This is a genomic window from Mucilaginibacter sp. P2_A4 (assembly GCF_056405015.1).
This window is the reverse complement of the sequence record NZ_JBFUCX010000003.1, coordinates 161566-176267: the sequence shown is the minus strand read 5'-3', so window position 1 is coordinate 176267 and position 14702 is coordinate 161566. Positions and strand designations below refer to the sequence as shown.

The 14702-nt window shown below is 41.2% G+C and carries 15 protein-coding genes; 10 read left to right on the top strand and 5 right to left on the bottom strand.

Features of this window, described 5'->3' with window-relative positions:
* Positions 1-63: 63 nt before the first annotated feature.
* From AC1DYB_RS07355 to AC1DYB_RS07345, 3 genes are all read left to right on the top strand, one after another.
* Positions 64-774: a cytochrome b/b6 domain-containing protein gene (locus AC1DYB_RS07355; RefSeq protein ID WP_295721906.1), complete on the top strand. Its 711-nt coding sequence runs from the start codon at positions 64-66 to the stop codon at positions 772-774.
* Positions 755-1549, top strand: a complete 795-nt coding sequence (locus tag AC1DYB_RS07350; protein ID WP_477433651.1) for a molybdopterin-dependent oxidoreductase — start codon at positions 755-757, stop codon at positions 1547-1549. The genes AC1DYB_RS07355 and AC1DYB_RS07350 overlap by 20 nt, the downstream gene beginning before the upstream one ends.
* Positions 1550-1625: 76 nt before the next feature.
* On the top strand, positions 1626-2972 hold the full coding sequence (locus AC1DYB_RS07345) for an MFS transporter (RefSeq protein WP_477433649.1): 1347 nt from the start codon (positions 1626-1628) through the stop codon (positions 2970-2972).
* A 28-nt stretch (positions 2973-3000) separates the two neighbouring features.
* On the opposite strand, the gene AC1DYB_RS07340 is transcribed toward AC1DYB_RS07345, so the two are convergent.
* Positions 3001-4134 carry an alpha/beta hydrolase fold domain-containing protein gene (locus AC1DYB_RS07340; protein ID WP_477433647.1) on the bottom strand — a complete coding sequence of 378 codons (1134 nt, stop codon included), beginning with the start codon at positions 4132-4134 and terminating at the stop codon, positions 3001-3003.
* 342 nt (positions 4135-4476) lie between these two features.
* Entirely contained in the window at positions 4477-5028 is a 552-nt protein-coding gene (locus tag AC1DYB_RS07335) for a peroxiredoxin (protein ID WP_477433645.1), read from the bottom strand.
* Between the two features lie 302 nt (positions 5029-5330).
* On the opposite strand from AC1DYB_RS07335, the gene AC1DYB_RS07330 reads away from it, so the two are divergent.
* Together AC1DYB_RS07330 and AC1DYB_RS07325 are read left to right on the top strand one after the other, a co-directional pair.
* Entirely contained in the window at positions 5331-5573 is a 243-nt protein-coding gene (locus tag AC1DYB_RS07330) for a hypothetical protein (RefSeq protein ID WP_295721894.1), read from the top strand.
* Positions 5573-6214, top strand: a complete 642-nt coding sequence (locus AC1DYB_RS07325; protein ID WP_477433642.1) for a zeta toxin family protein — start codon at positions 5573-5575, stop codon at positions 6212-6214. Before AC1DYB_RS07330 ends, AC1DYB_RS07325 begins: the two co-directional genes overlap by 1 nt.
* Positions 6215-6275: 61 nt before the next feature.
* Here AC1DYB_RS07325 and AC1DYB_RS07320 read toward each other — a convergent pair whose 3' ends face one another.
* Positions 6276-7160: a sugar phosphate isomerase/epimerase family protein gene (locus AC1DYB_RS07320; protein ID WP_477391122.1), complete on the bottom strand. Its 885-nt coding sequence runs from the start codon at positions 7158-7160 to the stop codon at positions 6276-6278.
* A 243-nt stretch (positions 7161-7403) separates the two neighbouring features.
* Here AC1DYB_RS07320 and epsC point away from each other — a divergent pair, with 243 nt between their 5' ends.
* From epsC to cysM, 3 genes are all read left to right on the top strand, one after another.
* A complete protein-coding gene (epsC, locus tag AC1DYB_RS07315; RefSeq protein ID WP_295721888.1) occupies positions 7404-8234 on the top strand; it encodes a serine O-acetyltransferase EpsC in 831 nt (276 codons plus the stop codon).
* Positions 8235-8354: 120 nt separating this feature from the next.
* Entirely contained in the window at positions 8355-9497 is a 1143-nt protein-coding gene (locus tag AC1DYB_RS07310) for a serine hydrolase domain-containing protein (protein WP_477433640.1), read from the top strand.
* A gap of 149 nt (positions 9498-9646) precedes the next feature.
* The gene (gene cysM, locus AC1DYB_RS07305) at positions 9647-10519 is read left to right on the top strand and encodes a cysteine synthase CysM (RefSeq protein WP_477433638.1); all 873 of its coding nucleotides are present in this window, start codon (positions 9647-9649) and stop codon (positions 10517-10519) included.
* A gap of 4 nt (positions 10520-10523) precedes the next feature.
* On the opposite strand, the gene AC1DYB_RS07300 is transcribed toward cysM, so the two are convergent.
* Together AC1DYB_RS07300 and AC1DYB_RS07295 are read right to left on the bottom strand one after the other, a co-directional pair.
* Positions 10524-11021, bottom strand: a complete 498-nt coding sequence (locus AC1DYB_RS07300; protein ID WP_477433636.1) for a hypothetical protein — start codon at positions 11019-11021, stop codon at positions 10524-10526.
* On the bottom strand, positions 11022-12194 hold the full coding sequence (locus AC1DYB_RS07295; RefSeq protein WP_477433634.1) for a THUMP domain-containing class I SAM-dependent RNA methyltransferase: 1173 nt from the start codon (positions 12192-12194) through the stop codon (positions 11022-11024).
* A gap of 82 nt (positions 12195-12276) precedes the next feature.
* Here AC1DYB_RS07295 and AC1DYB_RS07290 point away from each other — a divergent pair, with 82 nt between their 5' ends.
* A complete protein-coding gene (locus tag AC1DYB_RS07290; protein ID WP_295721878.1) occupies positions 12277-12642 on the top strand; it encodes a DUF3127 domain-containing protein in 366 nt (121 codons plus the stop codon).
* Positions 12643-12815: 173 nt separating this feature from the next.
* Positions 12816-14612 carry a sensor histidine kinase gene (locus AC1DYB_RS07285; RefSeq protein ID WP_477433632.1) on the top strand — a complete coding sequence of 599 codons (1797 nt, stop codon included), beginning with the start codon at positions 12816-12818 and terminating at the stop codon, positions 14610-14612.
* Positions 14613-14702 lie beyond the last annotated feature (90 nt).

Sequence of the window (14702 nt, the reverse complement as noted above, 5' to 3'; positions counted from 1 at the left end):
AGCCTGTACCTGGTAGAGTTTACCCGGTTACAGGTATTTTTGCAAGCCAAAACCACTTTTTAAATGAAAGTAATAAAAGAAAAACACCCTTTAGCCATGCGGTGGACGCATTGGGTAAACTTCCCGATACTCACCATTATGATATGGAGTGGAATGTTAATTTACTGGGCTAATGACGAGTATAAAATAAAGCTGTTCGGGCATACCTATTTTATGTTTTTCCCGGAGTGGTTTTATAAAACCTTTAACATACCCCACCGCCTGGCCGAAGGTATGGCGTTCCACTTTTTGTTTATGTGGGCCTTTGCCATTAATGGCCTGGTATATATACTGTACACCATAATATCTGGCGAGTGGCGGGAGCTTGTCCCACAAAAAAAATCATTTAAAGAGGCATGGCTGGTGTTGCTGCATGATCTGCACATCAGAAAAATGGCGCCGCCTCAAAATAAATATAACGCCGCCCAGCGCATTGCATACACTGCAATTATAGTGATGGGCATTGGCTCATTAATAACCGGCCTTGCCATTTATAAACCGGTTCAGTTTTATTATTTAACATGGATATGTGGCGGTTATCATTTTGCACGCATCCTGCATTTCGCGCTCACTATAGGCTATGTGTTTTTCTTTTTGATACACATAGTACAGGTAGTACTTGCCGGCTGGAATAATTTCAGATCAGTTATATCCGGATTTGAAGTGGTGAATGAACCCGATCCTCAACCCGTTATTGAAACCCCAACCCCAACCGATGAAAAACCTATTCAGTAAAAAAAATAAAGGCCCTAAAAAGCCGCTTACGGTTGAGCAAAAGATCACGAGGCGTAATTTTATTTCGTTCGGTACTTTTTTTGTAGCATCCGGCGTGGCTTATGGTGGCTGGAAATGGCTGTATAATTCGCCCGACGAAGTTGCAGGCATAACCGCAGGGGCCCGCAAACCTTTACGCAGGGCATTAAACAAAACCGAACTGGCCTTCCGTAATTTTTTCAGCAATAACCATCTTGTAAAAACCTATCCCAAAGAAATGGCTGCTAAAAATGTACGCCACAACAGCGATATAGGATCGGAAGGAAAGATAGATATAGCGGCATGGAAACTCCAGGTAAAAAAACAATCTGGCGAGGTGCTGAACATTAGCCTGGATGACATTAAGGCCTTGCCCAAAACAGATATCATTTATGATTTTAAATGCGTGGAGGGATGGGACCAGATCTCGCATTGGGGAGGTGTAAAATTCAGCGATTTTATTGCTCATTTTAAACTGGATGATCAGACCCGGCTGGAATATGTGGGTATGGAGACGCCCGATAAAGAATACTATGTGGGTATTGATATGCCCAGCGCCATGCACCCACAAACAATGCTGGCCTATGAGATGAACGAAAAGCCCTTGCAGCCAAAGCATGGCGCGCCCCTACGGCTTATAATTCCGGTAAAGTATGGCATCAAAAACCTGAAGCGCTTGGGCAGTATCTCGTTTAGCGATAAGCGCCCGCGTGATTACTGGGCCGAGCAGGGTTATGATTATTATTCGGGGTTGTAAATGATTATGGCTAACGCTGTTTTGAATAATTTAACTTTATTGCCGCTATTGAGTTAATATTTGCATATTGCAGCCAATGCCGGTTGCTAAACTTCCTCTTTCAAAACAGCTCGCTTACGCCTGTGGAATGATAGGCTGGAGTACCATGACCAATATAATTATTGTGATGCTCCCCTACTTCTACCTGCCACCGTCCAGCTCAGGGTTAATTCCGCTGGTACCGCAATTGCTGGTATTTGGGGTGCTAAACGTCATGTCAATCATAGCGGCTTCGGGCCGGTTTGTTGATGCGGTTTTTGATCCGTTTATTGCCTCATTGAGCGATAAGAGCACTAATCCCAAAGGGCGGCGAATACCATTCATGAAATGGACAATATTACCTGCTGTTATTTTTTGCGCCTTAACGTTTTGCCCCCTGGTAAGGGCCGAAAGTATCCACAACGCCGCCTGGATAACGTTTACGCTTGTTTGCTTTTTTATGGCGGCCACCAGCTACATTATACCTTATAATGCCTTACTACCCGAGCTTACAGAAACCGCGGCCGAAAAGGTGAAGCTTTCATCCCTGCAACAGGTGGGCTTTGTAATTGGTATCATTATATCGGCGATGGTGAATAACTTTGCCGACCTGGTGCAGCACATTTTTCATGTAACAGATCGCGACTCGGCGGTTCAATATACCATTTGGGGCTTATGTGCTTTTGCCGGCCTCATTATGCTGATCCCGGTTTTAGCAATTGATGAAAAAAAATATTCAAGCAGCAAGCCTACGCATTTACCTTTGCTGGCAGCTATTCAAAAAACATTCAGTAACCGTAATTTTAAATACTACCTCATCTCTGATTTTTCATACTATATGTCATTAAGCATTATATCAAGCGGGTTATTGTTTTTCCTCACGGTATTGCTGAATCTTCCGGAGTCTATGGGTGGTATATTAATGGGTTCAATGGTATTGTTTTCGCTGGTATTTTATCCGTTCGTAAATTATCTGTCGAAAAAAATAGGTAAAAAACCTATTGTGCTTTTTTCATTTGGGTTATTGAGTGTGATTTTTGTGGCGATATTTTTCCTGGGGAAATTTCCACTATCGCCAACCGCTCAAATTTATATGCTGGTATTAAGCGCATCTTTCCCGCTGGCTTCGCTGGGTATATTGCCTAATGCCATACTTGCCGAAATAGCGCAGGACGATGCGGAACGAACGGGTGAGAACCGCGAAGGAATGTTCTTTGCGGTAAAATACTTGTTTGTAAAATTGGGCCAAACTCTGGGGATAGCCCTGTTCGCGTTTTTAACCGTGTATGGAAAAGATCCGGGTAATGATTATGGTTTGCGCCTTAACGGCATCTGCGGTTGTGTACTTTGCCTCCTGGCTATTGTATTTTTTAGCAGGTTTAAGGAGCACAGGGCCAGGAGTTAGCAGTTATTTGGGTGCGCCTGTGAATATTTTATTTGGTTACCACATTTAAAAAGCGCTCAACCGTATACGTGGCCAGCTGGCCTCCGGGGCCATTGAGGTTAAAATCAAAACCATGCGTAGCCCAGGGCAGTTTTAGCAAAAAATGCTTTATCCCGTTTTGTTCAAGTTTTAAATTCAATCTGCGGCTATGCTCGGGCGATACAAGTATATCGTTATCCCCATGGATAATTAAAGTAGGTATCGATTGCTTGCTCACAAATTCAAGCGGGGAACAAGCTGCAAATTTATCAGGTACCTGCTGATAGCTCCCACCAATATAGTCACGCATCACTTTCCGCGAATCCATCACCAGCGGGCTTGTCGCTATGGAATATCCCCAAATCATATCTGCAGGGCCGTAGTAATCAATTACTGCTTTTACACCGGGCTCATGTAAGGTATAAGCAGCCAGTAGAGCTATCTGCGCCCCGGCCGAGCGGCCGAGTAAAACAAAGTTATTGGTATCAATATTTAATTCATCAGCATGCCCGCGCAGGTAGGCTATCGCTGCGCGAAGATCTTCTACAGGAGCCGGACTTTGATATTTTGGTGCAAGGCGATAGGTTATAGCGGCCACGTTATAACCAGCTGTGGCCAGGTAGCTGTTCAACTCCGGCAGTTGTTTGTTATCACCTTTATTCCAGGAGCCTCCGTGTACTATTATAATGCATGGTTTGTTACCGGCTTTTTGAGATGGAAAGTAATCCATAGTTAAGCTTAACCCCGCCGAAGTGCGATAAGCGATAGCCTTGCATATAACCTCCTTATTGCTTTTAAACATATTCCAGAAACTATAGGGAAGGGCATTATTATCGCCATTAATAATGGTGCTGCCTGGTCCGAATGCTGCCTGGAAGTTTTGCTTTAAACTGCCCGCTATGTTATAGGCGCTAACTATCGGCACAATAAATAACATCAAAGCGATGATGCCGCCGATGGTGCCCGCAAGCTGATATTTTGAGCTGTAAAACCCAGATAACAAGGCCATCGTCGTAATTATGATAAATATCCAGCAAAATTCTGTGGCGATAATGGCCAGCATCCATATATGATACTCAAATGCTTTTAAAACAGTAAATAATGATATCAGCAATAGTAAGATACAGATTACAAAACGGATCATGCGGCTTTTTTATGAAATAAGCGGTTGGGCTTCTGTTGCGAAGATGCTATTTTTATTGTTCAATCCGCCTTTGATAGTTGTGAAATCCAGGTACTCTTTCGCCGCTTGTCATAGGTAGGTGTAAAAGCCCGAGACTCTGAAAGGTAAATGACGTTTTAAAAGGTTTGTCATCCTGAGGCACGAAGGATCTATTCGCAGACTGTACAGGGAGAACAAGCATACTGGAGAATAGATCCTTCACTATCGTTCAGGATGACAAAAAGTTTGTTTTGGTTAATACGTCGTAGGTAGGGTCGCATATTTACAAAAATAATTCAAAAAAAAGGTGTTGAATATTGCCGCTTATTTGGTTTTAGCTGCTTTTATAAACTGAAGCGCGTCATCGGCATGTTCCTTACCCTGCATCATGGCTTCGTGGGCATAAACTATTTTTCCTTTCAGGTCAATAACAAATGTTTTTCTGCCCGTCATGAAAAACTTTTTGTGGATGCCAAACATATTGTAAACCTTATTGCCAGGGTCGCTCAGTAAAGTAAAAGGGAGTTTATAATGGTCGGCAAAGGCTTTATGACTGGCAACCGTGCCGCCGTTTATGCCTATTACCATAGCACCGGCTTTGGTAAACTGGTCAAAGCTATCGCGAAAAGCGCAAGCCTCTTTGGTGCAAACCATACTTTCATCCTTGGGATAAAAATAAATTACCAGTACTTTTTTGCCTGTATAATCGGCAGTTTTAAACTCTTTGCCGTTTTGATCGGTCAGCGAGAAGGCGGGCATGGCATCGCCGGTTAATAATTCTTTACCGCTTTGGGCCTGCGCCGCGCACGAGAACAGGAACGATGCTGCCAGTATAACTAACAAGTATTTTATCATGGTGATATCTATTTCTATCATGTACGTTATTTAAAGCACATACGATTTAACCCGGATAGAATAAAAATAAAAAAGCCATCACTTTGTTTGGGAGTGATGGCCTGTATTTAATGCTTGTAACAAAATTTTTATACCAGGTTCTTTATTTTATTTATGCCTGTCGCAATGTTTCAGACAATCCTTCTTAATAGATCAACTTTTAGTTTATTTAAATGTTGTATGAGTGTACGTTTCGGTAATGGGTTCTTTACTTGGCTCTTTTAAAGCCCTTTTGTTATTACGAATGGTTATCATTTTTTATATTTGAATTTAAATACCTAACAATGAACACAACTCATGTAGTGGATCGGCTTTTAGAGAACATGGATAATATGCATGAGCTCGGTCGCCAGCGCGCCTTTGAATTGGGTAATCCATTCTATGCGCAGTTTGAAGAAGATGGAGGCTATTGGCGTAAAGAACTTCCTAATGGGGATAAATTTTTAGTTACCATTGAGGTTATAACAGATGAAAATGATATGCCTTTACGTATAAAGGATCATGTTGTTAAACAGCTAAATAATTAATGAAAGTTCCGGAACTCATTTTTGTATCCGGTTGTAATGCTGCTGGCAAGTCAACCTTTATTCGCACAAGACTCAATGAACTTTCCGGATTTGAGGTTATTATGACGGATGTTTATAAGGGTCGGACAAAGGAGATTTTTCGTCAGGCTATCCAACAAAAGAAAGATATTATATTGGAAACTGTCTTTAACGATGAGTCATTTAAAGACATGGTAGATGAAGCTAAGAATGCTGGGTATTTTACCTCTTTAGTAGCTCTGTTTTTAGATAATCCCCGGCAATCAAAAGATAGGGTGGCTGTTCGTGGTATGCAACAAAGCGGTATAACAATATCAGGAAGTAACGTGATTATTAATTTTAATGAAAGCTTTAAAAATCTGGCTAAATACTTTTTTTATTTTGACCTTAGCTATTTTATATATACGGGAACAGGAGGGAAAAACCAGCAAATTATGAGTTTCCAAAAAGGCGAATTAGTTGCTTATCAATCCAGTGATTTAAAATACCCTCAACTCTTTGCTCAATATAGTTTTAGCAAAGAACGGCTTAGCGATGATGCATATCAATTAATAAAAGCCAATCAGAATTATAAAAAGGAATTTGTTCAAGGGGTGAAACCTTCAGGAAAGTTTAAGCTATAGTTTCGGGCTTACAAAAAAAGCCAGACGTCTTTTGGTCTGGCTTTTTCTTCGATCTAATATTTTATACCAGGTTCTTTTTGATATAGGAGATACTTTGCGCAATGCTATCAAACGGATCGCCCGGGCATACATCCTGTTCAACAAAAAAGTATTTCATGCCTGCTTTTTTTGATTGTGCCAGGATCTTTTTAAAGTCGATAATACCATTACCTACTTCGGTGAATTTCTTTTCTGGCGTTTTATCCATATCCTTCATATGCAGCAGCGGGAAGCGGCCCGGATATTTATTGAACAATGCAATTGGATCCTGACCGGCTTTGGTAATCCAGTACAAGTCCATTTCCATTTTTACCAGGTCTGGATCAGTATTGGCCAATAGTGTTTCGTAAGGGTATTTGCCATCTTCCTGTATAAATTCAAAATCGTGGTTGTGATAGCAAAGTTGTATCCCTGCTTGCTTGCATGTTTGGCCGGCAACATCCAGCATGCCGGCAACAGTTTTGTAATGTTCCAGGTTTCCGCGCTCAGCCTGCGATAAATAAGCACATACCATGTATTTAACACCTACTGCGGCAGCATCATCAACAGCTTTTTTCCAATCGTTTAAAATTGTGCCCATTTGCGATGCACCATTAACCTGTTCTTCACCAAGGCGATAATGTGCGCTTGGCATAATGAGGCCTTCCTGGTTTAACAGACTTGAAAAGCCTTTGGCATTCATGCCATAAAATAATTCGGTACCGGTGTACGTAGCACCCTCAACAGAGTTAAAACCTAATTTGGCTACTTTGGCCAACGCTGCAGCGGGATCTTTTGCCATAGCATCGCGTACGGTATATAATTGCAGGCCTATAAGTTTTTTGTCATATGCAAATAAATGGGGTGCTGCTAAAAGTCCGGCCGATAATAGAGCCGAAGTTTTGAGGAATGAGCGTCTGGAAGTCATTGTTTTTCGTTTTAGTAATTGGTTACCGTAAATATAGGGTATTAGCTATACCAAAACCAAAGACTTGGAATAATTTGAATGGTTTAGAACATTATATAATAATTGTTACAAATTCGGTACGAAAAGTATTCCTGTATTATTATATCCACCAATTAAGTAGCCTTTTTTACTTGTAAACAACATTCTTTTGCATAAACTTGCAGTGCAAATAGTTGTTTATCATAAGCAACCCATTCATAAAACATGAGCCAGGAATTTTACAAGCAGATTTTTGACAAGCAGCAAAATCTTGAGTATGTGCCTTCAAATAAGGAAATTACCAGGTGGGCGCTACGGGTTATTCATTTATTATACCCCGAGCAAACCGCTAAGATGTTTGCTACAGTTGATGAGCTGAAGGCGGAATTTGTGTTACTGGAGGCAGAATTGTACAGCCTTATGGAAGCAACAAAAGCCTGCGCCGAATGTGATAACAAGAAGCGGGCAGCAGATTTTTTTGAACAACTACCGCAACTTTACCAGGTTCTCAATACAGATATCCAGGCGATATTTAATGGAGACCCGGCTGCACGCAGTGAGTTTGAGGTTATCCGTACCTATCCGGGTTTTTTTGCCATTTCGCTTTACCGGCTTGCGCACCGTTTATATGTGAGCGATGTTCCCTTGATCCCAAGGATATTAACCGAGTATGGTCACTCCAAAACCGGTATTGATATTCACCCTGCAGCAGTTATCGGCGAGTATTTTTATATAGATCATGGTACCGGTATTGTAATTGGCGAAAGCTGTAATATTGGCTCGCATGTAAAATTATACCAGGGAGTTACACTTGGCGCTTTAAGCGTTGATAAAAGTATGGCTTTCACCAAACGGCACCCTACGGTGGAGGATAATGTTGTTATATACTCCGGCGCTACTATCCTGGGCGGCGAAACGGTAATTGGTAGTAATAGTATTATTGGCGGTAACGTTTGGCTCACCAAAAGCCTGCCTGCAAACTCAAGAGTATATCATACACCAAATATTCGCATACTTAAAAAGCTAAGCAGGCGTATTTTTGGCGAGAAAAAATAATTTCACCGATATTTATTACATTTTCACCGGGAGTTTACCGCAGCCTGCCAGCTTGTGTAATTATAAGATGCCAAATTTTTTCAATTTGCAGATAATAATATATCCTTACTATCTGTATAAATGAAGTCACTTACCATATCTGCCATGCTGTACTTGTGTTTTGTATGCTCAAGTGTAAACGCGCAAAACACAAAACCTTTATTAAGCGATAATCAGCTTAAAAGTAAACTCGACTCCGCGGTTGATAAGGGAGCACGAATTTATATGGATACGCCCAACACTGTTGGGATATCTATAGGTATTTACAAAGATGGTAAAGCATACACGTACAATTACGGCGAAGTAAAAAAGGAAACAGGTAAACTCCCCACTGCAGATAATTTTTATAACCTCGGTTCGGTTGCCAAAACCTTTGTAACTATCATGCTTGCAGAGGCTGTTATTGAAAAGAAGGCCAACCTTAATGATGATATCAGGAAATACCTGCCGGGCAGTTATCCCAATCTCCAATACAAAGGGCACCCCATCAGGCTTATTAACCTGGCTAATCATACATCCGGCTTGCCGGGCAATGCTCATATTTTTCCAAAAGCGGTAAAAGATAGCCTCAGGAAATTAAGCCTTGCGGAGCAGGTTGATTTTTATAGCGTTTACAAAGCCGATAGCTTGCTGAAGGATTTGCATAGCCTAAATCCCGATACCATCCCCGGCGCAAAATTTAGGTATAATGGCAACGGCATGATGGTGTTGATCTTGCTGTTGGAGCGAATCTATCACGAGCCATATGAGCAACTCGTGACACATTATCTAAAAACGCATCTGCATATGCAGGATACTAAGACCCAGGTATCCGCGTCGCTTTTTGACCGTTTTGCACAGGGTTACGATGGTAACAACAAGCCACAGCCATACCTTAACCTGGCCGATTACTATAACGGGCCAAGCATGAACTCAACCATTAATGATATGCTTAAATATTTAAAGGCTAATCTGGAAGAGCAGGATCCCGCAATAAAACTAACTCATCAACCTACCTGGAAAAACGCTGATGATACCGGTGTTTGTTTGGGCTGGATGATGGACACTGATTATAAGGGTACAAAGATTATTTATCATGACGGGCATACGGGTATTGGTTTTAATACCATGTGCCTGTTTTATCCGGGGAAAAACCTGGGTTATATTATTATTGTTAATGATAACATTAGTCAGCAACGGGTTACTGACCTGCAAATGCACATACAGCAGGCGCTTGATAAGTAATTCACGGGGGATGAAAAAGTAATTTAAAAGTCAATTCATGGGCTTTCTGCTTTGTGCATTCAGCTTTTAGCTGCTATTTAAATATTCCTGCTAATTTTGTTTTCAATAAATGAATTTCATTTACAGTCTATACTTAAAGAAAACATATTATGGCGGCACTGATTGATCTGATAGGCAATACGCCTATGGTTGAAATAAAAAAGCTAAATCCTAACCCCAACGTACAAATATTTGCTAAGCTGGAAGGTAATAATCCAGGTGGCAGTGTAAAGGATCGTGCATCGCTTAATATGATTCGCAGTGCCATTGAACGTGGCGATATTAAACCCGGCACAAAACTTATTGAAGCCACCAGCGGCAACACAGGCATTGCCCTGGCCATGATAGCCTGTTTATTTGATCTGGAGATTGAGCTGGTTATGCCATCAAACTCTACCCGCGAACGTACGCTTACCATGGAAGCTTTTGGCGCCAAAGTAACTTTGCTGGAAGGGATAGAACTTTGCCGTGATTACGCCGAAGAAAAAGCAGCTACCGGTGAATTTTTTTTGGTGAACCAGTTTGGGAATCCCGATAACTATGGCGCTCATATTAAAACCACCGGTCCGGAGATATGGCGGGATACCGAAGGGAAAATAACCCATTTTGTAAGTGCCATGGGTACAACCGGCACCATTATGGGCTGTTCTATGTTTCTTAAAGAAAAAAATCCTGGTATCCAGATAGTAGGCTGCCAGCCTACCGAAGGCTCTTCTATCCCCGGCATCCGCAGGTGGCCGCCTGCTTACCTGCCCAAAATATTTGATGCTTCAAGGGTTGACAGGGTGATGGATATATCTGAAGAAGATGCTACCCAAATGGCCCGTAAACTGACTAAAGTTGAAGGTGTATTTGCCGGTATGAGCAGTGGCGGCGCTTTATCGGCAGCAATAAAATTAGCCTCCGAATTAAAAGAAGGCATCATTGTTTTTATCTGCTGTGATCGCGGCGACAGGTATTTAAGCAGCAACCTATTCGGGTAATTTATTATTTACCTAAATCGTAATTGATAACTATAGTAGGCAACAGGGTGGCATTATCCATAGGCACCTGGTTAGTCGATAAAATAGGCTTGCGATGGGTGTAAAAATCATACACGTGCTTCTCTAAAGCTTTACTTGCCACCGCGGGCGGAGTAAAGCCTATTGAAAACGGCAATACAAAATCATGTGATTTTTCATGATCGGGAATGATCCATTTATGATTTGATTTTTTGAGGGCTTCAATAATCGGAGCCGTCAAAATATAATCATCAGCGTAATAAATCACTATTCTTTTAATAGTTCCCTTTTCATCAGCAGTAAATTTAAATACAGCTGTTCCTGTAGCTTTCTTGCTAACTATTTCTGGCGATACTTTAAGGCTATCCTGAAAAAAAGTGCTCATTACAGGAGCCCCTCCCTGGAAAGGGAAGGCAAGCTCCGTTTGGGCCATACTGTAAACTGAAAATAAAACGGCTACTGCAATTAATATGATCTTTTTCATTTATTCTTCTTTTGGTTCTCGTTTGCTGCCTTCATACAGCTCATACTCAAATAAACGGCAATCCAGCTTGCCATTATAAAATTCAATCCTTCTTGATGGGCGCAAACCTATCTTTTTTGCAAGGTCGGCGTTGCCCGTGAAAACATATCCGCGGTATCCGCCGCATTTCTTTTTCAGAAAATCGCCCATTCTTTTATAGGTGATCTCCAGTTTGCTGTGTACACCTAAACGCTCACCATATTCCGGGTTAAACATTATCACGCCACCATCCTCTGGTACTTCGGTATCTTCAAAATCACAAACAGCAAAGTCAATTAAATGTTCTACCCCGGCAGTTTTAGCATTTTTTTGGGCGATATCAATGGCATCTTCAGATATATCTGTAGCTATAATTTTAAAGCCGGTTTCCTTTTTTGCCTTATCTTTTAATTTACGGCGCTCTACAAAAAACACGTTTTCGTCATAGCCCATAATGTGCATAAAGCCATAGTTCATCCTAAATAAACCAGGATGTTTATCGGTAGCCAGCAGTGCCGCTTCAATGGCCAGCGTACCGGAGCCGCACATGGGATTGATGAAAGTGCTCTTCCTGTCCCAATTGGTGGCCAGAATGGTTGATGTTGCCAAAGCCTCCAGCATTGGGGCCTTACCCGGTATTTTACGATAGCTGTGCTTGGCCAGTGTTTCGCCCGATGTATCCATGAAAATATCGGCATCGCTATCCTGCCAGTAAAGGTGAACCAACGTTTTATTGGCCTCAGAACCAGAGTTCGGGCGCACGCCTTTAACTTCCTTAATCCTGTCTACAATGGCATCTTTCACTTTCACATTGGCAAACAATGGCGTAAGTATATGCTCATTATTAACGTTTGATGTTACTGAAAAATAGCCGCTGAAGTCTATCAGCTTTTCCCATTCAATAGTTACCAGCTCATCATATAGCTGCTTAGGGTCATCGGCTTTAAAGCTTTTTATAAGGTAAAGCACCTGGCTTGCGCAGCGCAGATTTAAATTTAGCGCGATAGTATCCGTTATGGTACCTTTAAGCTCGACCCCTGTTTGAAAAACGCGGGTTGGCGTAAAGCCCAATTCTTCTACTTCCTGTTGAAGGTAGCTCGATAACCTTTTATTACAGGTAATTATTATTTTACTCTCGTTGTGGAAAACTTGCATAATATTTTGCGAATTTATGAATTAAAAACCCCCTATTTTAATTTCCTAACTATTAACTTTACATTTTAAATTTTTTAAGATTATGGAAGTTAAAGGTAAAGTACATGAGGTGTCACCAACACAGCAGGTAACAGAGTCACTAAAAAAGCGTGAACTGATAATTGAGTATGTTGAGAATCCTCAGTATCCCGAATATTTAAAGTTTGAAGCCATACAGGACCGTTGCGCTTTAATGGACAACGTGAAGATTGGTGACGACGTTGAAGTTTTCTTTAACCTGAAAGGCCGTCCATGGACTGATAAATCAGGTAAGAAAAGCTATTTCAACTCATTGCAGTTGTGGAAAATTAACGTTTTATCTGGTGCAGGCGCCGCCTCAACCCCAGAATATGCCGCGCCATCAGCTGATATCAGCTCATCAAGCGATGATGACGATCTGCCATTTTAAGCAGCAGGCTCATTAGATATTTAAAAGCTCCTTTCATAAAAGGGGCTTTTTTTATGCTGTAAAGTCAGCAGCAATACGCTATTTTTCAAATCGTTATTGTATATTAACAATTGTTAAATTTTGTTAAATGCCTGTTTTGTTGGGTTATTTAAAATAATTTTGTTTGTTAACACATGAAGAAACGAAGTATTGGATTGATTATTGGATTAATGGGACTTGCGCTTTTGGGCGTAATGGCCATGCAATTGTACTTTTTAAGGCAATCGTACCAGATGCAATCCGAGCTGTTTGATCGTTCTGTTAACGAGGCCCTTAATAATGTGGTATCAAAAGTAACCAAGCAGGATGCCAATAACTTTTTAAACGCAAAAGCCCAGGATAAAGTAATAGCTATTGATGAAGCGGGAGTAAAAGTTGTTAAAAGCAGTACAAACAGGCCATACACCGCTAAAACAAAAAAGAAACAAACGTATAAGCAAAGGAAAATAGCGCTTTTAAGAGACAGCCTGGAGCGCATGATCATGCATAAAAAGCTGGACGATGAGCTCAGTAATTTATTGATGCAGGAGGGTACGGTTGATTTCCTGGTTGAGGAGCAAACAGATGAGTTGGGCGTTGTACACGTTAGGCTTACCCCGCAAGCTGTAAGAACGCGTATCACTAAATTTAGAATCCCCAAAAAGCTGCATAAGTATGATACCCTGCGGTATTTTTACCAGGATCCGATGATTGGGAAACAATTGATCCAGATACCAAAACTTAACCCGCTTTGGGTGCGTGAGCAGCAGCGCAAGCAAAAGGAAAGGCAGTTTGCCCAGATTAAAAAAATGCTGGTGACTGATTCCCTGCAAAATTTAAACAGTAATAAAACAAGCGTAATTGAAAACCTGGCCGAAGATTACCGCAATTCTGGCCAGCCTTTAAATAAGCGCTTAAGCCCCTTCTGGATAGATACCCTGCTCAGGTTTGAATTACATAATAAAGGAATTAATTTGCCCTTTAGCTATGAGGTTACCACCAGTAATGATTCGCTCATATTTTCAAAGGCTAACGATTTGCAAGGTGGCAAGCCGGAATTTATTGCCGCTAACACTTACCAAACCCCTATTTTTAGTAAAGATGTGATCAATGATCCCGGCATGATCAAGCTATCTTTTCCACAAAAAAACTCGCTCATATTAGGTAAAATGACGGCCACCATGGGTACAACCGGCGGGTTGCTTATTGTGCTGATATTTTGTTTCGGATACACCATTTTCTCCATCCTGAAACAGAAAAAGGTGTCTGAAATGAAAATTGATTTTATCAATAATATGACCCATGAATTTAAAACCCCCGTATCAACCATCATGATTGCCAGCGAGGCTTTAAGAGATACCGAAATTACAAACGACCAAAGCCGTGTAGCACGCCTGGCAAACATAATTTTTGAGGAGAACGAACGTTTAGGTAGTCATATAGAACGGGTATTAAATATCGCCCGCATTGAAAAAAACGACTTTAAGCTTGATAAGAAACCCCTTGATGTAAACGATATGATAGCCGTGGTATTGGATAGCATGGCACTTAAACTGCATAAGTGCAACGCCAAAACAACGCTTGAGCTTGATGCGGAGCACGCGGTAATTATAGCCGATGAACTCCATTTTTCAAATGTGCTATATAACCTCATAGATAACGCCATTAAATACAGTAACGATAAACCCGAAATTACCATCAGTACATTTACCAGGGGCGGACAGGTAGTTATTAAGGTTGCGGATAAGGGGATAGGAATGAACCGCGATCAGCAGGCAAAAATATTTGAGCAGTTTTACCGCATTCCAACAGGGAACATTCATGATGTAAAAGGTTTTGGATTGGGCCTAAGCTACGTTAACACCATAGTTAAGCGCTTAAACGGTACCATAAGCGTAAGATCTGAAAAGGAAAAGGGATCAGAGTTTGAGTTGAAATTCGCAGTGGCGTAAGGGGTTCGATCTAAAAAGACTAAAAATAGAGTTGCACATAAGTAAGTAATAACGATATATAAGCTTCCCGGTTTTCGGATCTGCCGGAGT